The sequence below is a fragment of the Enterobacter sp. EC_64 genome (assembly GCF_019584165.1).
Taxonomy (GTDB): Bacteria; Pseudomonadota; Gammaproteobacteria; order Enterobacterales; family Enterobacteriaceae; genus Enterobacter; species Enterobacter roggenkampii.
This window is the reverse complement of the sequence record NZ_VDAS01000018.1, coordinates 45276-64964: the sequence shown is the minus strand read 5'-3', so window position 1 is coordinate 64964 and position 19689 is coordinate 45276. Positions and strand designations below refer to the sequence as shown.

17 protein-coding genes and 2 pseudogenes are annotated in these 19689 nt (G+C 53.4%); 5 read left to right on the top strand and 14 right to left on the bottom strand.

The features are described from left to right. Nucleotides 1-2 precede the first annotated feature (2 nt). Complete coding sequence (oqxB, locus tag FHC52_RS15410) at nucleotides 3-3158, top strand: multidrug efflux RND transporter permease subunit OqxB (protein ID WP_021241210.1); 3156 nt, start codon at nucleotides 3-5, stop codon at nucleotides 3156-3158. Between the two features lie 66 nt (nucleotides 3159-3224). On the opposite strand, the gene FHC52_RS15405 is transcribed toward oqxB, so the two are convergent. The 3 genes from FHC52_RS15405 to FHC52_RS15395 all read right to left on the bottom strand — a co-directional run bounded on the left by FHC52_RS15405 (nucleotide 3225) and on the right by FHC52_RS15395 (nucleotide 5907). Beyond that, nucleotides 3225-3704: an Rrf2 family transcriptional regulator gene (locus FHC52_RS15405; RefSeq protein ID WP_023344025.1), complete on the bottom strand. Its 480-nt coding sequence runs from the start codon at nucleotides 3702-3704 to the stop codon at nucleotides 3225-3227. Between the two features lie 137 nt (nucleotides 3705-3841). After that, on the bottom strand, nucleotides 3842-5230 hold the full coding sequence (locus tag FHC52_RS15400; RefSeq protein ID WP_126288131.1) for a HAMP domain-containing sensor histidine kinase: 1389 nt from the start codon (nucleotides 5228-5230) through the stop codon (nucleotides 3842-3844). Then, entirely contained in the window at nucleotides 5230-5907 is a 678-nt protein-coding gene (locus tag FHC52_RS15395; RefSeq protein WP_008502423.1) for a response regulator transcription factor, read from the bottom strand. The genes FHC52_RS15400 and FHC52_RS15395 overlap by 1 nt, the downstream gene beginning before the upstream one ends. Before the next feature lie 203 nt (nucleotides 5908-6110). Between FHC52_RS15395 and FHC52_RS15390 the strand changes: the two genes are divergently transcribed. Beyond that, nucleotides 6111-6947 (top strand): MipA/OmpV family protein, encoded by an 837-nt coding sequence (locus tag FHC52_RS15390; RefSeq protein WP_126288133.1) that lies wholly within the window; start codon nucleotides 6111-6113, stop codon nucleotides 6945-6947. A 107-nt stretch (nucleotides 6948-7054) separates the two neighbouring features. Here FHC52_RS15390 and FHC52_RS15385 read toward each other — a convergent pair whose 3' ends face one another. Next, nucleotides 7055-7531, bottom strand: coding sequence for a hypothetical protein (locus tag FHC52_RS15385; RefSeq protein WP_032651682.1), 477 nt, complete (start codon nucleotides 7529-7531; stop codon nucleotides 7055-7057). 175 nt (nucleotides 7532-7706) lie between these two features. On the opposite strand from FHC52_RS15385, the pseudogene FHC52_RS22935 reads away from it, so the two are divergent. After that, a pseudogene (locus FHC52_RS22935) lies at nucleotides 7707-7923 on the top strand (VOC family protein); the annotation flags it as partial. A 233-nt stretch (nucleotides 7924-8156) separates the two neighbouring features. On the opposite strand, the gene FHC52_RS15380 reads toward FHC52_RS22935, so the two are convergent. From FHC52_RS15380 to FHC52_RS15370, 3 genes and pseudogenes are all read right to left on the bottom strand, one after another. After that, nucleotides 8157-9254, bottom strand: a complete 1098-nt coding sequence (locus tag FHC52_RS15380) for a CBS domain-containing protein (RefSeq protein WP_032651683.1) — start codon at nucleotides 9252-9254, stop codon at nucleotides 8157-8159. A 438-nt stretch (nucleotides 9255-9692) separates the two neighbouring features. After that, nucleotides 9693-10172 (bottom strand): hypothetical protein, encoded by a 480-nt coding sequence (locus tag FHC52_RS15375; RefSeq protein WP_220420138.1) that lies wholly within the window; start codon nucleotides 10170-10172, stop codon nucleotides 9693-9695. 228 nt (nucleotides 10173-10400) lie between these two features. Then, a pseudogene (locus FHC52_RS15370) lies at nucleotides 10401-10807 on the bottom strand (cell envelope integrity TolA C-terminal domain-containing protein). Between the two features lie 292 nt (nucleotides 10808-11099). Here FHC52_RS15370 and FHC52_RS15365 point away from each other — a divergent pair. After that, a complete protein-coding gene (locus tag FHC52_RS15365) occupies nucleotides 11100-12821 on the top strand; it encodes a SulP family inorganic anion transporter (protein WP_220420137.1) in 1722 nt (573 codons plus the stop codon). A gap of 134 nt (nucleotides 12822-12955) precedes the next feature. Here FHC52_RS15365 and FHC52_RS15360 read toward each other — a convergent pair whose 3' ends face one another. The 5 genes from FHC52_RS15360 to FHC52_RS15340 all read right to left on the bottom strand — a co-directional run bounded on the left by FHC52_RS15360 (nucleotide 12956) and on the right by FHC52_RS15340 (nucleotide 17703). Next, complete coding sequence (locus FHC52_RS15360) at nucleotides 12956-13180, bottom strand: hypothetical protein (protein WP_032651684.1); 225 nt, start codon at nucleotides 13178-13180, stop codon at nucleotides 12956-12958. Between the two features lie 248 nt (nucleotides 13181-13428). After that, nucleotides 13429-13998 carry a hypothetical protein gene (locus tag FHC52_RS15355; protein WP_032651686.1) on the bottom strand — a complete coding sequence of 190 codons (570 nt, stop codon included), beginning with the start codon at nucleotides 13996-13998 and terminating at the stop codon, nucleotides 13429-13431. Between the two features lie 154 nt (nucleotides 13999-14152). Beyond that, nucleotides 14153-14767 carry a Tat proofreading chaperone DmsD gene (gene dmsD / locus FHC52_RS15350; protein WP_008502419.1) on the bottom strand — a complete coding sequence of 205 codons (615 nt, stop codon included), beginning with the start codon at nucleotides 14765-14767 and terminating at the stop codon, nucleotides 14153-14155. Between the two features lie 93 nt (nucleotides 14768-14860). After that, nucleotides 14861-17302: a selenate/tellurate reductase subunit YnfE gene (ynfE, locus tag FHC52_RS15345; protein ID WP_220420136.1), complete on the bottom strand. Its 2442-nt coding sequence runs from the start codon at nucleotides 17300-17302 to the stop codon at nucleotides 14861-14863. 131 nt (nucleotides 17303-17433) lie between these two features. Then, a complete protein-coding gene (locus FHC52_RS15340) occupies nucleotides 17434-17703 on the bottom strand; it encodes a DUF1161 domain-containing protein (RefSeq protein ID WP_021241220.1) in 270 nt (89 codons plus the stop codon). Between the two features lie 98 nt (nucleotides 17704-17801). On the opposite strand from FHC52_RS15340, the gene FHC52_RS15335 reads away from it, so the two are divergent. Then, a complete protein-coding gene (locus tag FHC52_RS15335) occupies nucleotides 17802-18518 on the top strand; it encodes a YnfC family lipoprotein (RefSeq protein WP_181239427.1) in 717 nt (238 codons plus the stop codon). Between the two features lie 143 nt (nucleotides 18519-18661). Here FHC52_RS15335 and speG read toward each other — a convergent pair whose 3' ends face one another. Together speG and FHC52_RS15325 are read right to left on the bottom strand one after the other, a co-directional pair. Continuing rightward, nucleotides 18662-19222, bottom strand: coding sequence for a spermidine N1-acetyltransferase (gene speG / locus FHC52_RS15330; protein WP_008502415.1), 561 nt, complete (start codon nucleotides 19220-19222; stop codon nucleotides 18662-18664). Then, nucleotides 19222-19560: a DUF1283 family protein gene (locus tag FHC52_RS15325; RefSeq protein ID WP_008502414.1), complete on the bottom strand. Its 339-nt coding sequence runs from the start codon at nucleotides 19558-19560 to the stop codon at nucleotides 19222-19224. The genes speG and FHC52_RS15325 overlap by 1 nt, the downstream gene beginning before the upstream one ends. Nucleotides 19561-19689: the final 129 nt, after the last annotated feature.

Genomic DNA, 19689 nt, shown 5'->3' with positions numbered 1-19689 from the left:
CCATGGACTTTTCCCGCTTTTTTATCGACAGGCCGATCTTTGCTGCCGTCCTGTCGATTCTGATTTTTATCACAGGGTTAATCGCCATCCCGCTGCTGCCGGTGAGCGAATACCCTGACGTCGTGCCGCCAAGCGTGCAGGTGCGCGCCGAGTACCCGGGCGCCAACCCGAAAGTGATTGCCGAGACCGTGGCGACGCCGCTGGAAGAGGCGATCAACGGCGTTGAGAACATGATGTACATGAAATCCGTCGCGGGCTCGGACGGCGTGCTGGTGACCACCGTGACCTTCCGTCCGGGGACTGACCCGGATCAGGCGCAGGTTCAGGTGCAGAACCGCGTCGCGCAGGCCGAAGCGCGTCTGCCGGAGGACGTGCGGCGTCTGGGCATTACCACCCAGAAGCAGTCGCCCACGCTGACGCTGGTGGTGCATCTGTTTTCGCCAAACGGTAAGTACGATTCGCTGTATATGCGCAACTACGCCACGCTGAAGGTGAAGGACGAGCTGGCGCGCCTGCCCGGCGTCGGCCAGATCCAGATTTTCGGCTCCGGCGAGTACGCGATGCGCGTCTGGCTGGACCCTAATAAAGTGGCGGCGCGCGGGCTGACCGCCTCGGACGTGGTCACGGCGATGCAGGAGCAAAACGTACAGGTCTCCGCCGGTCAGCTTGGTGCCGAGCCGCTGCCGAAAGAGAGCGACTTCCTGATCTCCATTAACGCCCAGGGCCGCCTGCATACCGAAGAAGAGTTTGGCAATATTGTCCTGAAAACAACGCAGGATGGTACGGTCGTCCGCCTGCGCGACGTGGCGCGGATTGAAATGGGCTCCGGGAGCTATGCCCTGCGTTCCCAGCTGAACAATAAAGACGCGGTCGGGATTGGTATCTTCCAGTCGCCGGGGGCGAACGCCATCGATCTGTCTAACGCGGTGCGCGCGAAAATGGACGAACTGTCCACGCGCTTCCCGGCAGACATGAAGTGGGCGGCACCTTACGATCCGACGGTCTTTGTGCGTGATTCGATCCGTGCGGTGGTGCAGACGCTGCTGGAAGCGGTGGTGCTGGTCGTGCTGGTGGTGATTCTGTTCCTGCAAACCTGGCGCGCGTCGATCATTCCGCTGATCGCGGTGCCGGTGTCGGTGGTGGGTACCTTCAGCATTCTCTACCTGCTGGGCTTCTCGCTGAATACCCTCAGCCTGTTCGGGCTGGTGCTGGCCATCGGTATCGTGGTGGACGACGCCATCGTGGTGGTGGAAAACGTCGAGCGAAATATCGAAGAGGGGCTTGCGCCGCTTGCGGCCGCGCACCAGGCGATGCGTGAAGTGTCCGGGCCGATTATCGCGATTGCGCTGGTGCTGTGCGCGGTGTTTGTGCCGATGGCGTTTCTGTCGGGCGTTACCGGCCAGTTCTACAAGCAGTTTGCGGTGACGATCGCGATATCGACGGTGATTTCAGCGATTAACTCGCTGACGCTCTCTCCGGCGCTGGCGGCACTGCTGTTAAAGCCCCACGGCGCGCCGAAAGATTTCCCGACCCGGCTTATCGACCGTCTGTTCGGCTGGATTTTCCGTCCGTTTAACCGCTTTTTCCTCCGCAGTTCAAACGGCTATCAGGGGCTGGTGGGCAAAACGCTGGGACGGCGCGGTGCGGTATTCGTGGTTTACCTGCTGCTGCTCTGTGCCGCAGGCGTCATGTTTAAAGCGGTGCCCGGCGGGTTTATTCCCACGCAGGACAAGCTGTACCTGATTGGCGGCGTGAAAATGCCGGAAGGCTCCTCGCTGGCCCGCACCGATGCGGTGATCCGCAAAATGAGCGAAATCGGGATGAATACCGAAGGCGTGGATTATGCGGTCGCGTTTCCGGGGCTGAACGCGCTGCAGTTCACCAATACACCGAATACCGGGACGGTCTTCTTTGGCCTGAAGCCGTTCGACCAGCGTAAACATTCCGCGGCGGAAATTAACGCGGAGATTAACGCGAAAATCGCGCAAATCCAGCAGGGCTTTGGCTTCTCCATTCTGCCGCCGCCGATTTTAGGGCTGGGTCAGGGGTCGGGCTATTCCCTGTACATTCAGGATCGCGGTGGTCTGGGCTATGGCGCGCTGCAAAACGCGGTGAACACCATGTCCGGTGCAATCATGCAGACGCCGGGGATGCATTTCCCGATCTCAACCTACCAGGCTAACGTGCCGCAGCTGGACGTCCAGGTTGACCGCGACAAGGCGAAAGCGCAGGGCGTGTCGCTGACCGATCTTTTCGGGACGCTGCAAACCTATCTGGGCTCGTCGTACGTCAATGATTTCAACCAGTTCGGGCGTACCTGGCGCGTGATGGCGCAGGCCGACGGGCAGTTCCGCGACAGCGTGGAAGATATTGCGAATCTGCGTACCCGCAACAGCCAGGGCGAAATGGTGCCGATTGGCAGTATGGTGAACATCACGACCACCTACGGGCCGGATCCGGTGATCCGTTACAACGGCTACCCGGCGGCGGACCTGATTGGCGATGCCGACCCGCGCGTGCTCTCATCTGCACAGGCGATGACGCAGCTGGACGCGATGTCTAAGCAGATCCTGCCGAACGGGATGAACATTGAATGGACGGATCTGAGCTTCCAGCAGGCCACCCAGGGCAACACGGCGCTGATCGTCTTCCCGGTCGCGGTGCTGCTGGCGTTCCTGGTCCTGGCGGCGCTGTATGAAAGCTGGACGCTGCCGCTGGCGGTGATCCTCATCGTGCCGATGACCATGCTCTCCGCGCTGTTTGGCGTCTGGCTGACCGGGGGCGATAACAACGTCTTCGTGCAGGTGGGGCTGGTGGTGCTGATGGGGCTGGCCTGTAAAAACGCCATTCTTATCGTGGAGTTTGCCCGCGAGCTGGAAATTCAGGGTAAAGGCATCATGGAGGCCGCGCTGGAGGCGTGCCGCCTGCGTTTACGCCCGATTGTGATGACCTCCATCGCCTTTATTGCCGGGACCATTCCGCTGATCCTCGGCCACGGCGCGGGCGCAGAAGTACGCGGCGTCACCGGGATCACGGTGTTCTCCGGTATGCTGGGGGTGACGCTGTTTGGTCTGTTCCTGACGCCGGTGTTCTACGTGACGCTGCGTAAGTTCGTCACGCGCGGCAAAAAAGAGGAAAGGGACGTGCTGCCCGCGTAGGGACGTTGCTGATAATAAAAAACCGCCTTCACAGTGAAGGCGGTTTTTTTTCGCATCAGGTAAACGTTATGACGTTTTTTGATACTGGGCAATGAGGTCGGGGAGCGAATCCCATCCGCTGCTGTCGGCGTTTTTCACCGCTTCCAGGGCGCTAGCCACGGTATGGCGCTCCAGCACCGCTAACGACGCCTGCTCGGCCTCTTCGGAAATCGATTTAAAGTACCAGCAGGCGTTAGCGCTGACCACGCAGCGGGCCGGTACGTCAGGGCGCGACGCCCACAGTTTTTTATCTTCGATGACCGAAAGGTAGATGTCGCGCAGGGTGATCTCTTCCGGCGGGCGACCAAGATGAATGGAGCCGTTACGGCCAAGCGTTGAGACGATAATGCCGTCTCGCGTCAGCGGAACCATCAATTTGCGGATGAAGCTCGGGTTTGCTTCCAGACCGTAGGCCAGAATCGCGCTTGTCGAACGTTCACCCAATTGCTCCGCCATCGCTACGCTGAGAACCATCTGCAAAGCTGTCGGGAAGCGGTAATCTAACATTTCTCTGTCCTGGGTTGCGGTGAATCTTGTTCTTTTTGGCACCGCAGAGGTGAATAAGCAATAAACAACAATATAACAAATACGGTAATTATTTTGAAGCAATCTGCGGCATTTGCGATCAAACCCCCTGTTCTGCTTTAGCTAAACGTGCGGTTCGGGAAGTCAACCGTGACCAGGAGGCCACCTTCTGCAGATGAACCCAGATTTACGCTGCTGTTGTGCTGCTGCGCCACCGCTTTGACGATGGCAAGCCCCAGCCCGCTGCCGCTCTGCACCTGATTGGGATCGCGGAAAAAGCGGTCGAACACGCGCTCCCGCAGTTCAGGCGGAATACCCGGGCCCGCATCGGAGACGCGCAGCTGAACGACGCGATCGCAGGCGCTCACGTCGACCTGAATCCGCCCGCCCTCGGGGCTGTACTTCACGGCATTCTCAATGAGATTATCAATCAGCGACACCAGGCGTTCCCTGACGCCGTGGATCCAGACGTCATCCTCGGCAAAGAATTCCAGCTCAATTTTGCGCGCAGACGCTAGCGGTTCCAGCTCGGCCATTCGTTCTTGAATAAGCGTTGTCAGCGGCACGGATTCCATCGCCGTATCAATGCGCGCTTCGCTGTGCATCATCAGCAGCAGCTGATTGACGAGGCGCGCGGCGCGGCTGTTGCTGCGAATCACGCCCGCAAGCAGCTCCTTCTGGCTCTCGCTGATGACCCAGGACTGCAGCGCCTCCACGTTGATGCGCATCGCCGCGAGGGGGGTACGCAGCTCGTGCGCGGCATCCGCGATGAAAATCCGCTCCCTTTCCGCGCTTTCACGCACCCTGGCAAGGAAGTCGTTGATCGCGTCCACCATCTGGCGAAGCTCCCGGTGCTTCGGTACGGCTCTTAAAGGGGAGAGATCGTCCGGCGTGCGTAACGTAATTTCATTGACCACATTATTCCATGGACGCATCGCAATGCGGATTGAGAGCCACGCGGGAAACAGCAGAAACGGGAAGCAGACCAGCAGCGGCAGGATGTAGTACCCGCGAGAGTTCAGATAGATAAAGAAGTTCCAGCCGCTGGCTGGCGTGAAGAGGGTGACCTCCACGTCAGAGTGAGGGGATTTAAGGGTGCGGCTGGTCCAGGTACGATCTTCACTCTGGACGTGCTCCAGTTCGCCGAACCGGGTGTTTGTTATCCCCGCGGGCGCACCGTCGGAGGCAAAAATAACGGCATTATTCTTGCGAACGATGAGGTTAATCGATAGCACGGGATCTTCCCCTCCGCCGTAACCTTCCCGCAGGGCCTGGCTAAAGGCTTCCAGCACGGCGGTACGATCCTGCGGACGTCCGTCCATACGCTCAACCAGGGTAAAAATGGTTTCGTATGTTTTACTGCCCGTGAGGATGGGAGGGCTGCGCAGGTCCTCCCACAGAATGAAGGTTAGAAAAAGACACCACAGCAGGGTCAGCAGAAGCATCTGGGCGATGATAATTCGGCGCACCAGCGTCGGGCGCCTCAGGTGATACCAGACGTTTTGCATTAACCGCTCACCTTTTGAATGGAGACGGTATCAATGACGTACCCGACGCCCCGGACCGTTCGCACATAGCCGTCGCCGATTTTCCGCCGCAAATTTCCCATATGCACGTCGAGCGCGTTGCTGAGGTTCTCTTTGTTGCCGAATATCCTTTCCTCCAGAAACCGCCGGGTCAGCACGCGGTCCGCGCGCAGCATCAACGTTTCCAGCAGCGCGTATTCACTGGCCGTTAAATCGATATGGCGCGCACTCACCGTCACGCGGCGCGTTGGGACATGAAGGGATAGCCCGCGAATTTCTATCGCCTCATTTTCAAAACCGTAGCTGCGCCGTGCAAGGGCTCGCACTCGCGCCAGCAGCTCGGCGAGAATAAAGGGTTTGACGAGATAGTCGTCCGCGCCGGCATCCAGCCCGTACAGGCGATCCTGCAATGTCCCTCGCGCCGTCAGGATGATGACGGGGATCCCCTTGAGCTGCTGGCGCAAACGCGTCATCAGGCTCATGCCATCGCCGTCGGGCAGCCCCAGGTCGAGCAAAATAAGTTCCGGCACGCAGACGTCAAGCTGATGCAGCGCATCCTCTTTACGGCGAACCCATATGACGTCAAACCCTTGATCTGAGAGGGCGATACGTACGCCATTGCCGAGATCCAGGTCGTCTTCGATAAGTAGAATTTTCACATTGGTAACGGTATCAACCGTGAATGAAGAATTTCTTAAGAAAAAAACGGTAGCAGGAAATCTGTCCGGATGACAGCGCCCGCGCGCGCTTCAGTCTTTCTTCATTTTCGGCTCATAAGAACCTTAGGGTCACGCTTCAAAATGGGCGTTCCGGCGTTTAACCGCCTGCATCGTCATCATTTGCATCCATAAGGACTTCCTTAATGAGAAATATCGAACTGCGTCATACGTTCCCTCATTTACTTTCGGGCCGCTGCCTGAAAACCCTCGTGCCGGGCGTCGTTCTGGCGTTACTGGCTACGCCTGTACTGGCGGAAGAACAGCGCCAGGGTAACGTCTTAACCCTGGGGGGCGGCGTGGATGTGGGGCCGCGCTACTCGGGTTCAGATAAAACCCGCATCTCAGCGGCTCAGGTAGTGGATTATTCCATGGCAAATGGCTTCTTCATCGGCACCACGCGTGGGATCGGTTACGGTAACAACGTTGGCAACCTGGATTACAGCGCAGCGCTGAGCTATCGAACGGGCCGTAAAGATAAAGACGTGAGCAGCGATTCCATCAGCTCCGGCAGCGACGAGCTGCGGGGGATGGGTGAGATTAAAGGCTCGGCTATCGTGGTGCCCGGGCTGGGGTACAAGGTGACCGACTGGCTGAATCTGCAGCTGCAGGCTGAGGTTCCGGTGTCTGAGAGAGACAACGGAGAGGCAGTGCATTTCGGCTTGAGCAGCCCGCTCTATACCTCACCAACAAATGCGGTGACGCTGGCGCTGACCGGCAGTTGGGGATCCGACAAGTATATGCAGACGTATTACGGGGTCAACGCCGCCCAGTCGGCCGCATCGGGCTTTGCCCGACATGACGCCGGGGCCGGGATTTATGCCTGGTCGATGAACCTTGACTGGACCCACAAGCTCACCTCTCGCTGGAGCGTGCTTGCCTCAGCGGGCGTGGCGCAGCTGACGGGGGATGCGGGTGATAGTCCCATTGTGCAACGCAAAACGTCGCCCACGGGGAGTTTGAAGGTGACGTACAGTTTTTAATTGTGGGTTGCGGCGGCTGGTGGTCTTGAGCCGTATATAAGCCGCTCCGGTTTAGATGGCGGGGCGGAACCTCTTGCTGACAATTACAGCACACGTGGTTGACGGATTTATCTAAAGCTCCATTGTGCTGTGATGACAAACACGGAGGGGATGATAATACCCACATCCATGCCAAAATAAGACGTAAAATTATACTGGAATCCGTGATATATGTAGGGGGAAAATCCTATCCCGGTTACTTTTTTAAAATCATGGTATGAACCATGGTCGCCACAATCATCGAATGTATCAAAGAAAAATTCGCCTACATATCCATAGATTCCCTTAAAAACCCAACCGTTATTCCACCCAGCCCAGTCTCTTCTTACGCCGGCAGCCAGACATCTGTCATTAAAGCTGTTTTTCATCGTGCCTAGCACAACACTATATTTCGATGTATCCGAAAATTTCCTCTCCACGGATATAAACTTGTTTTCAAAGTTCTCCGTGTATTGTCCGTGATTATTTGTCAGATGATAAACGTATGAGCCCGTGTTTATAGAATACAGATTTATTTCATCTGCAGAGCAATTCCATGTAACCAGATAAAAACTTCCTCACCACAGCCATGCGGGGCATCTCTTACGGGCTGTCTGCTTATGTCGAATATTATCCATACTCGCTCACTTTGGCTAACGTACTGAATTTATAAGAACTAATATTTGGCCTGCAGCTGTACAAATTTTAGCATACATACGGAAAGTTGAGATCTTGCGTCACGGGAACGGGACAATGTTCGCTTTCGGTGCAGACAACGCGGACCTTGTCAGACAGTTCCATGCGGCAGGCCTCCTTGCGGGAGGGAAGAATGAAGGCGCGCCGGGTACACGACCCGCGTATGGCCCTTGCCTATCTGCGCAATCCTGATGGGAATAAGCTGGCATGTGTTTGTCAGCATTATTCTCCGCAAACAGATGAGTATTCAAAGGAACAATAGTTACTTTTTAGGATGTTTAGTGGTGACTAAATCAGCCGTGTAATAGGGCGTCCCCTGCGAGTCATCTCAATTCAGTACACGGCTGGTACAGTCCGCCTCTGGCTCGATGCGGACGATCTGACTGAGCTTAAGGTCCGCTGTGAGCGAGGAGCGAAAGTTAACAGTTCATCTCGCACCCAAATAGTCGCATTACTAACATTGCTGCGTGTTAATCAACAGGGAGCAAGTAACTCTTATTTTCTTGATAAGCTTTGTATGGTATGAATAAACCTTACAAAGTTATGAAGAAGCTCGTGATTTTCCTCTGAGATACCATCTGGATCAAAGTGCATCACGTCGTTACGAATTATTCTGACCTTGTCGAGCTCTTTAGTAAAGATTTTTTTATCTATTTGAAGTTCGGTTTTTTTCCACAATTCTGGATTTTCAAAAAGTCGTATATATTCCCCAAAGGTTAAATCTGCAACCGACTCTATAACCCGCTCGCTGTCAGATGGATTAACTATGCTAACAAGCTCATCTTTCGTAAATTTACCATCTATCAGCTTACGAATATGATTTTCGATTTCAGATAGTAAAAGAAAAGGTTCTGACAACTGTCTGAACTGAGAGCTAAGATCGGTAGTAGTTATAATCCCACTAATTCTTTGATCAGCAGATCGTACTAATACGTAAGCATACTCAATAATTCTAGGTAGTGCAGAAAAAATAGAGTCGCTGGCGTTTATTTCCCTGTGTGGCTTCATATAATCACGCACAACCGCAGATTCGGATTTGGTCAACGCTAGTTTTGGAGCAATGCTTTCCCAACTAATGACACCTTTAACATCTCGCTCGCTGGTCATAACGGGTAGTTGAGAGTAGTCATGCCGTAACATCAATGTGATGGCTTCTGTTAATGTGGCGTCAGGTTTCACGGTCACTAGCTTAACATCTGATGCTTCGAGTCGACTAACACGGAAGGCTGGCTCGGAAACTGCACCGGAAATTAGTTCATCTTGCGGCTGAAATACTGTTTCAGGTATAGCTAATTCGCCGTTACCTGATTCGGTTGCTTCGTCTAAGCATTCACCCGCTTCATGGGTCGTTGCGTCACTCCTAGGAGGTGCATAGATAGTAATTTTTGCATCCAGCGGCACACTATCAAAATCAGGTTCGGTTTTAACTCCTAAGTTTTCTAATGCTTTGCGAATTTTGTACGCAACCATGTAGCCTCGACGCTCTGCGCCAAACCAGCTTATGAATTCTCGCACTGATATTGGGTTTGAGGGCATACCGGCTTTTAGTTCACGAATGATTTCGTTAAGTCTTTCTCGATTTTCTACTGCCATAAAATTTTCTCCATGTAGGTTGGCGACTACAGTTAGCTTTCAGTCTTGATCTTGGGCTTCTCATGCTTTTTTTAAATCTGGACAACGAGGCTGGATTGGCTTTTTCAGCTCACCTCAGATTGCACCATCCCATACACATAGCTCAGATTCCTAATGTTCAGTAGAAGGAGGCCAGAATACGAATTGCCCTTACCGCTAGTGCCAGCGCGTTGAGTTTAGTAGATGCCTTATTCATTTAGAATTTGATAAAAATACAAGACTCGGACAACAAGCTGCAATATTAATCGTTATTTTTCGACTCGAGGCTAACTTTCCGCCCTTGGCACAAAACTGACATTGCAGAAATAGTAGGTCAGTTTGGATCGAGGAGCGGAAGTTTGCAATCGCTCTCATAGCTGGTGTCAGCGGCACTCATGTCAGCCCAGGAAATGTTGTCAGTTACTCTATCCAGGGGACAGGTTCACCAAGATAGGTGTGTGTGCAGCAGCGGCAAGTTACTTTCACGTCCTTTCCCGAAATTGAAGGATTTACCTGTTGAAGAATTCCATTCTCATCAACAAACAGACCTAGATAAAAACTACTTTCACCAATGCAGACTAAATCTCTTCGCTGATGCTCATGTCGTGCGACTAACCAGAATACAGGCTCGGTAGTATCAAGACGCCCACCTACTTCACTGAATATTTCATCCCATGGTTTGCCAATGTGTTTGATCAGGAAATAAAACAAGGGTGTATAATCTCGGCCACGCTTCTGTCTGCCATGCATTGTCCCGCGCTTTGCCAGTAGCTCATTTCCGTCTTTTTTACAGTTGCGTTCCCAGCGATACTCAGCACCAGGATTATTAGATTGATGTCGTGTAGTGGTGTTGACGCTGCGATACAGCTTACGGGACTTATTCTGTTGATGAGTACGCATAGCTCGATCTCGTGCATCCTTTCTTTTGTGGGTCGGTAGCGCCTGCCGGAGCTAGATTCAGTAGTGTGTGGCTGTATTAAAAACAACCATGTCTTACAGACAGTCGCATTATGCTGAAATACCGTCCTACTGAAACTACCCAAAAATCCGCTCATGACAAAGAGAACATGGCCTGAAGCAGCATGGCGGAGTTTAGCAAAGCGCGCCATTCAAGACATAATCTTGAAGCTAACCGCGCATGTCGAAGCCTGATTTTTGAAAATCTCTATAAACTTCCGGATTGCTGAAGGCCGGGAATTTGGCTTTATGAGCGGCTGATTTTATCGCTTCGCAATAGGCGCTATTGCCGTTACTGGTTGAGATGCTTAAAGGTGTGCCATCCTGAGCAAGTTCAATATGCAACCTGCATTGTTTCCCTTTCCAGTTTGCGGCTCTTCAATTTCGGCGTTTATTGCCGCCCTGATTGCCCGCGCCTGCGCGCCCCATTCATCCCGATCGTCCCAGCGTCCTGAACCGCAATTACCCGTTGCCGTGGTCTTATGGCAGCCGGAAGGGTGTAGCGGCGCGCATCCGGCGGCCAGGTTCACCACTATAGCCACCACAGCGATTTTCTTTACTGCTTGAGACATTCCCATCTCTTCCCCCGCAATCCATTTTAGCTTCAGTAATGTTTAAATATTCTTCCGCACTTCCTGGCCTCTTTTCAACTACCAATAACGGGTTACAACGTCGGCGACCATGCTACCGGTTCCATCTCCGACTAACCGTTCGTTTTTGAACTATGTTTAACACCAGTCAGAATAATAAAATGATTAAGTATTTACAGGACCTGAGCGGCGGGGCCTCCCTCCGGAGCATTTGAAAGCCAGAACCTCACTTAAAAGTGTGGCAACATTTCGTGGGTAATATTCATGTCCGGAGAATAACGTGTTCGGAAAGCTATTGTTGAACTACATGCCAGGGCTACAAAATTTGTTAGCCTACGATAAAAGCTGGCTAAAGCATGATGTTAAAGCCGGGTTATCCGTTGCGGCCGTAGCGCTCCCTGTTGCGATTGCATACGCTGAGCTGGCGGGGGTGGGGGCAATTGTAGGACTCTATTCCTGCGTTTTACCGATGATAGCTTACGCACTGTTTGGCTCTTCACGCCAGCTTATTGTGGGCCCTGATGCCACAACCTGCGCGGTGATTGCGGCCGTCGTATTTCCGCTTTCTGCAGGAAACCCCGAACTGCACTGGCAGCTGACGATCATCATGACATTGATGATGGGCGGGTGGTGTTTGCTTGCCAGTAAATTTCGGCTGGGCGCGCTCGCCGATCTGCTTTCTCATCCCATTCTTACCGGTTTACTTAATGGCGTAGCCGTGACGATTATCGTCGGGCAATTAGGCAAGGTGTTGGGGATTAAGCTTGATGAAGCGCAGGTTATTGAAAAAATAATCGCCTTGCCAGGTCGACTTTCAGATAGCCATTTATTAACCGTAGGAATATCCCTTTTTACGTTAATTATTTTAATGGTGATCAAAACGTATCGCAGCCAGTGGCCAGCACCTTTAATCGCCATTGTGATAACAACGGCATTGGTATGGGTGACCTCTGCGCAACAGTACGGCATTGCCACGATTGGGGGAGAAGGCTTCCAGCCTGGTTTACCGGTCGTTCACTGGGGGGCGTTCCAGCCGGGGCCGATGCGTGATTTGGTGATCCCGGCGCTGAACCTGGCGTTGGTCAGTTTTGTCAGTCTGATGCTGACCGCCCGCAGTTTCGCCGCAAAAAATGGGTACGAAATTAATGCGGATGCAGAATTCCGGGCTCTGGGTATTGCGAACATTATGTCGGGGTTATCTCAGGGGTTTGCTATCAGTGGAGCCGATTCCCGGACCGCGGTGAATGATTCAGTTGGTGGGAAAAGTCAGCTGGTTTCCGTGGTCGCCGCCTTAATCATCGGTATCGTCGTAGTATTTTTCACTCAGCCATTACAATTCATTCCGGTATCTGCGTTAGGGATTGTTCTAATGTATGCATCGTGGTCATTAATCGATTTACGTGGGCTATGGAACCTGAGGCGCAGAAATAAACAGGCCTTTCGCCTGGCCTTCTTCACGTTTGGCTGTGTTTTAATTATCGGCGTTATCCAGGGGATTGGCCTTGCGGTGTTGCTTGGGTTATTACAATTCCTTCGTACGGTGTTTCGCCCCTCTGAGCACCTGCTGGGCACTGACGAAGAGGGAATGATTCACTCGTTAGGGAATACCACCGATATAAAAATGGTCCCGGGCGTGCTGATGTATCGATTTAACTCACCGTTGACCTATTTTAATGTGGCTTATTTTAAACGTCGGGTATTGAACCTGGTTGATGGGGCAGCCATACAGCCTAAATGGGTGGTCATTGATGCCGTTGCCTGCTTCACCTATTCAGACATCAGCGTCCTGGCAACCATTAATGAGTTAAAGCGCGATCTGAAGGGTCGACAGATTAAATTAATTCTTGCGGGCAGGAAAACGGAGTTAACACGCTGGTTTAAAGACAGTCGGCCAACAATGAATGATGATGACATAATTCTGGCGCCAGACCTCTACCTGGCACTTCGGTTCATTCAGAGCAAAGAGAGTGCGAGTGAGGGGGAATCAGTCGGTGATACATAACCAAATAGTGGCGAAAGGCTCGTAACGCATGCTACTGGCAGGCAGGGAACACTCACAATTTCTACCACCGAGGCGCAACTCCTGTTGGCCTGGACAGTGAGATGTTCCTTGCCTGCCTTACTTTCTTCTGCCATCTATCTCAGTAAAACCTGAATCAGCTGAACAAAGATATACACTGCCGCCGCCACTCGTATTGCCTGCCAGCCCCATCTGAGATAGCGCCATTCATAGCGTTCTCTGGCATTAGCCTCTGCTATAGCGGAGTCATAACGCTTTTTTTTCTTTTTCCTGACTCCGTCTATTACCCACAGGATGAGAATAAAGATAATGATGGTTTTCTGAAGTATGGGATTATCCACTAAAAATGACTCCGGCTTGCTCGCTGAAAAAGCAGAATAGAGGAACAGTCGTCACGTATCCACCACTAAATGTGGGGGTATGAATGAAATTTACCCTGATTCGATTTTGAGATGACCCTGCCCGTAGCCGGTTTCTCCGCTGTGAATGCGCAATCTCTGGTGCGACGTATCAGGCTGACGGCTATAAGCAAGGAGCGGGCCTTGAGCGCCATTCATTTTCACCGGAACAAAAATAGATAGGGTAGTGCCTACAAATAAATAAACTCATAACTCACAATGTAACTTCCAATATTATTCACACGGGCCGTTACCCACACCCCAGTCATTCCCTGCTTACGGTGGCTGTGCAGATATTCTTTGTTTGTACAAAGCTGAATCCATCTGTTGGTGTTCTGATCTTTTAACCAGAGACCCGCTTCACAATGGCCATGCTTACCTCTCGAAGGCCCCGGAAAGACAACTTCATATTCAGATTCATAGCCAATTATTTTGTCCGGGAAGAGATAGACATAAATATCATAACCATTTAAGCTCAATACAAACCCAAGGCAAAAACCGCATAAGAAAGTATTGGCAAAGTATTTTAAAGTTTGGTTAAAAGCGTGCACAAAAAAAGCGCGTATAACCAAAAGCGCGCCAATCGCTACTCCAACAGAAATATACGTGGTCAATTCAGGAACCGATTCTTGCAAAATGGTATAATTGGAGATGCTTGTTGTCCATGACATATACCAGATCCATGCACCTAAAATGGTAAATGTTATGGCTGTTATAAGTAGCCTTTTAAAATTATTTACGGAAGGGTGTTTTCCAGTCATTTTTTTATTTTGTATGTATCAACAGATAGCATCATTTTTTTAGGAAAGGCCATTATATATCATCAATCTTAACATGACTCATGTTTCGATATGAATTTTTAAACGCTATCTTCTGAGTGCTGCTTGCCCGCTACCCGCGAGCAAGCCACACCCCTTAGCGATACAGCGTCTTTTCCGCAACCGGAATAAGGAGCCCGGATCGCCAGTCCGCGAGCGTCAGCTGCGCAAGCTTACCCAGCGCGGTATAAAACGGATGCCCGGCGTTGTCGACAAACACGGACAGGAAGCGGGTGCTCCACGGCAGCAGGTGCCACGCCAGAAGTTGAGCACACTCCTCATCGCGGCCGTTCTCGGCCAGCCATGCCGCCAGCAGCAGCAAAGTCCCGAAGTGATCTTCCGGTTCATTCTGCTGCATTTCAAATGCGATAGCGTTCTCCCGCATCCACTGGCGCAGCGCGAGGGTCGAGTCGCCGAACAGCACGGATTCGCGGTCCAGCCAGACGGAGCCCCACGGTGGCGCGGGCAGGGCGTAAGGGCCAATAAACAGTCGTTGCCAGGCGTCCCTCAGCGGCTCATCGGCAGACGCGGCAAAGGTGTCAGCGACTGGCTGCAGCGTTCCTGGCGGCAGGGGCCAGTCCTGAACCCATTCGCCTGCGGTGAGGGCCTGCACCAGCGGCGCGGCCTGCTCGCTGTCTGGTGCGAAATAAAACAGCGCACCCAGCACCCGGGCGCTGAACGCGAACGATTCACGATGTGAGACATCTTTCATTACATCTTCCTTGCTCGCGCGGAGGGTGTCCGCGCGACTGAGTTAACCGATAATACAAACTATAGAATAAACCACGGTCACGCCATTCACCCGTTACACCTTCTCGATCTGTACCAGATTGGTGTGCTGCGGGTTGCCTTTGGCCAGCGGTGACGGGCGGTGCGTGGTCAGGGTGTTGATGCATGAGCCGTGGTCGACACGATCGCCACTCATATTGGCGTCGTGCCAGGCCCCCTGGCCCATGGCGCTGACGCCGGGCATGATGCGCGGCGTCACTTTCGCTTCAATTCGTACCTCGCCGCGGTCGTTAAAGACCCGCACCGTATCGCCGTTCTTAATGCCGCGTTTTTCGGCATCGACAGGATTAAGCCAGACCTCCTGGCGGCAGGCGGCTTTCAGCACGTCCACGTTACCGTAGCTCGAGTGGGTACGGGCCTTAAAGTGGAAGCCAAACAGCTGCAGCGGGAACCGCGCGCGCTCGGGCGCGTCCCAGCCGTCGAAGGTTGACGCGTAGACGGGCAGCGGGCTGATGGTCTCATCTTTTTCCAGCTCCCAGGTGGCCGCAATCTCCGCCAGCTTGCTGGAGTAAATTTCAATCTTACCCGATGGGGTTTTCAGCGGATTGGCTTCCGGGTTTTCACGGAATTTTTTATAGGCCACAAAATGGCCGTTCGGATCTTTGCGCTTGTAAATGCCCCTTTTTTTCAGCTCGTCATAGGACGGCAGTTTGGGATCTTTTTCGAGCATTTTGGCATACAGATACTGCAGCCACTGTTCCTGCGTCCGTCCTTCGGTGAATTTCTGGTGGATATCCGGCCCGAGGCGTTTGGCCACTTCACTCATGATCCAGTAGATGGGCTTGCGTTCAAACTTCGGCGCGGTCACGGGCTGAAGGAATATCAGGTAGCCCATGTTGCCCGCATAATCGTTTGGAATGATGTCTTCCTGCTCCACGGTCATCAGGTCCGGCAACACGATATCGGCATACTTCGCTGACGACGTCATGAAGTTATCAATGACCACAATCATTTCGCACTTGCTTTCATCCTGCAGGATATCGTGGGTTTTATTGATATCGGAGTGCTGGTTGATGAGGGTATTGCCCGCGTAGTTCCAGATGAACTTAATCGGCACGTCCAGCTTATCCTTGCCGCGCACGCCGTCGCGCAGGGCGGTCATCTCCGGCCCACGGGCGATGGCGTCCGTCCAGCTGAAGCAGGAAATTTGCGTTTTGACCGGGTTATCCGGCAGCGGCATACGTTCGATGGTGATGGTGTAGGTGGACTCACGCGCGCCGCTGTTCCCGCCGTTGATCCCGACGTTTCCGGTGAGGATCGGCAGCATCGCGATAGCGCGGGAGGTCAGCTCGCCGTTCGCCTGACGCTGAGGTCCCCAGCCCTGGCAGATATAAGCCGGTTTAGCGGAGCCGATTTCCCGAGCAAGCTTAACGATGCGATCGGCGGGAATACCGGTGATGCGGGAGGCCCACTCCGGCGTTTTCGCCGTGTGGTCATCGCCCTGGCCGAGAATATACGCTTTGTAGTGACCGTTAGCGGGCGCGCCTTCCGGCAGCGTTTTTTCGTCGTAGCCAACGCAGTATTTGTCGAGGAACGGCTGGTCGACCAGGTTTTCGTCGATTAATACCCAGGCAATACCCGCCACCAGCGCGGCATCGGTTCCCGGACGGATCGGGATCCATTCATCTTCGCGTCCGGCCGCCGTGTCGGTGTAGCGCGGGTCGATAACAATCATGCGCGCGTTGGACCGCTCGCGAGCCTGTTCCAGATAGTACGTAATCCCGCCGCCGCTCATGCGCGTTTCCGCCGGGTTATTGCCGAACATCACTACCAGTTTGGTGTTTTCGATGTCCGAGGTGCTGTTGCCGTCGTTGCTGCCGTAGGTGTAGGGCATCGCGCAGGCAATTTGCGCCGTGCTGTAGGTGCCGTAGTGGCTCAGGAAGCCGCCGTAGCAGTTCATCAGGCGCGCCACCAGCGAAGCGTAAGGGGAGGAGCGGGTGATATTGCCGCCGACAATCCCGGAAGAGTAGTTGATATACACCGCTTCGTTGCCGTAGTTGGCCACCACGTCTTTCAGGCTGGCGGCGATCGTGTCGAGCGCTTCATCCCACGTGATGCGCTCGAACTTGCCTTCGCCGCGTTTGCCCACGCGCTTCATCGGGTAGTTCAGACGGTCAGGGTGATTGATGCGGCGACGAATAGAACGTCCGCGCAGGCAGGCGCGCACCTGGTGATCGCCATACACATCCTCGCCGGTGTTATCCGTTTCGACCCAGTACACTTCGTTGTCGCGGACGTGCAGACGCAGCGCACAGCGGCTGCCGCAGTTGACCGAGCAGGCGCCCCACACCACGGTATCTTCAGGAGGCTGGACGGCGTGCTTTACCGCAGCGGCAGCGCGTTTAAGGCCAAAGGGAAGCGAGATCCCACCAGCGGCAAGCGCCAGAGAACCTATCGCCGTAGATTTCACGAGAGTTCGACGGCTAATTCCGCCGTCGTAATGTTCAGCATCGGACATGGCTCACCCCATCATTATTATTGCGTATTATTTCTCCCGAAATGATATCCGGGCTAATGATGGGGTGAGTGTTACTTATTTGGGGGTAGTAGATCTTAATCCTTATCAAATCAAAGGGAATTGACGCTCAATTACTGAGGTTCAGCTGCCGCACCGCTGCCTGTGCGGGTGTACAGAATTTTAAAGGTGTCGTTAGCGCAGTGGCCTACAACCTGCGTGCCCGGCTGATCGGCCTGGTCGTTCGGCACAATGTTCAGCGTAAAACCTGACTCAGGCACGCCGTTGTTGACGATCTTCTGCTGAATGTCGCTTTTCACGCGCTCGCAGGAATCCGGTGCCGCCAGCGCGGCCGTTGAGGCACTCATTAACAGCAGGGCGGTAATCCAGGGTAACCGTTTCATCTGTAGCTCCTTTTCTCTGTGTAGAGATTAATTTTAGCAGGCTTCGTGTAAACATCTGTATTTGCTAATATGATTGGGAATAATCTCCCTGTACGGAAATGAATGTGAAGAAATATGCAGCGATAACGTTCCTGGCAGCAACACTGGTGGGGTGCGACAACAGCTCCGCGCCGCTGTCGTTTACGCCCGAGATGGCGAGTTTTTCAAACGAATTTGATTTTGATCCGCTGCGCGGCCCGGTCAAAGACTTTACCCAGACGCTGTTCAACGAGAAGGGCGAAGTGTCTAAACGGGTCACCGGCACCGTCTCGACGGAAGGGTGTTTCGATACGCTGGAGCTACACGACCTGGAGGCCAACACCAGCGTGGCGCTGGTGCTGGATGCTAATTACTATCTTGATGCGGAAACCCAGCAGCGCAAAGTGAAGCTGCAGGGCAAATGCCAGCTGGCCGAACTGCCGTCAGCCGGGGTAACGTGGGATACTGACGACAACGGATTTGTGGTGGCGGCGCACGGCAAAGAGATGGAAGTGAAGTATCGCTACGACGCGGATGGTTACCCGCTGGGCAAAACCACCGTATCAGGGGATCAGCATCTGTCCGTCCAGTCGACGCCGTCGAAAGACCTGCGCAAAAGAATGGATTACTCGGCAGTCAGCATGTTGAATGACAAGCCGCTGGGCAACGTGACGCAGAGCTGCGACTACGATCGCCACAATAACCCGGTGAGCTGCGATCTGACCATCACGGACGATAGCGTCAAACCCGCCGTTGAGCACAAGTACACCATCAAGAACACGATTGAATATTACTGAGCGTAAAGTGCATTTTGTGCGTTTCGCCCGGCGGCGCTACGCTTGCACGGGCCTACAATGAAGCACCCTGTAGGCCGGGTAAGCACAGCGCCACCCGGCAAGAAAGACAGCTCAACGGTTTATGACACTGTTTGTCATCAATCTTACTGCGCGGTAGGTTTCAGCAGGCTGGCGCCTGACGGTTTATGTCCGGCCAGGTGCTGATGCTGGAAAATGCACATGCGGATGGTGTTGCGGTATTCACCGTTGATAAAGAACTCGTGAATCAGCTCGCCTTCCACCATAAAGCCCAGCTTGCGATAGATATGGATCGCTTTTTCGTTCTCTTTGTCCACAATCAGGTAAAGCTTGTAGAGATTCAGAACATTGAATCCGTAATCCATTGCCAGCCTGGCCGCGCGTGACGCAAGGCCTTTTCCCTGATGCTCAGGGGAGATGATGATCTGGAACTCCGCCCGACGGTGAACGTGGTTGATCTCAACCAGCTCCACCAGCCCGGCTTTTTCACCTTCACACTCCACCACAAAACGACGTTCACTCTGATCGTGAATGTGCTTATCGTAGAGATCGGACAGCTCGACAAAGGCCTCATAAGGCTCTTCGAACCAGTAGCGCATCACGCTGGCATTGTTGTCGAGCTGGTGAACAAAGCGCAGGTCTTCACGCTCCAGCGGACGGAGTTTAACGTCGCAGGGCGCCGACATTATGGGGCTACCGTGCGGCCAGTGCGGCGATCCAGGCATCGCAGGGTGTTAGGCTCCCAGTAGGCATTGACGTTTGCACTTTGCTGACACTTATCGCGCGCGTCAAAAGCGACATCTTCTTTGTCCCACTCTTTTTCGGCACGTTTGTTGACCTTCTGGCGAAGGCTACGGGTGTCATTCCATTGTTCTTTGTCCATGGCGGCGTTCTGGCGGCTTTGCGCGCTGTCACCAGACTCAATAATGAGCTTGCTGGTTTCCGCTGTCGCAGAGGCGGCAAAGGCGAACGATGACAGCGCCAGCAGGGCTGTCAGACAAAGGCGTTTGCTTAATGTGGTCATAGCGTTTCCTTTTAAATGGGTGCAGATAATCAAGTTACCCCGTACAGATTCTACACTAAAGCAAAATGACGGCATACCCGCGGAGCGAGTATGGAAAAGTAAAGGGCATCATCAGGTATGATGGTTAAA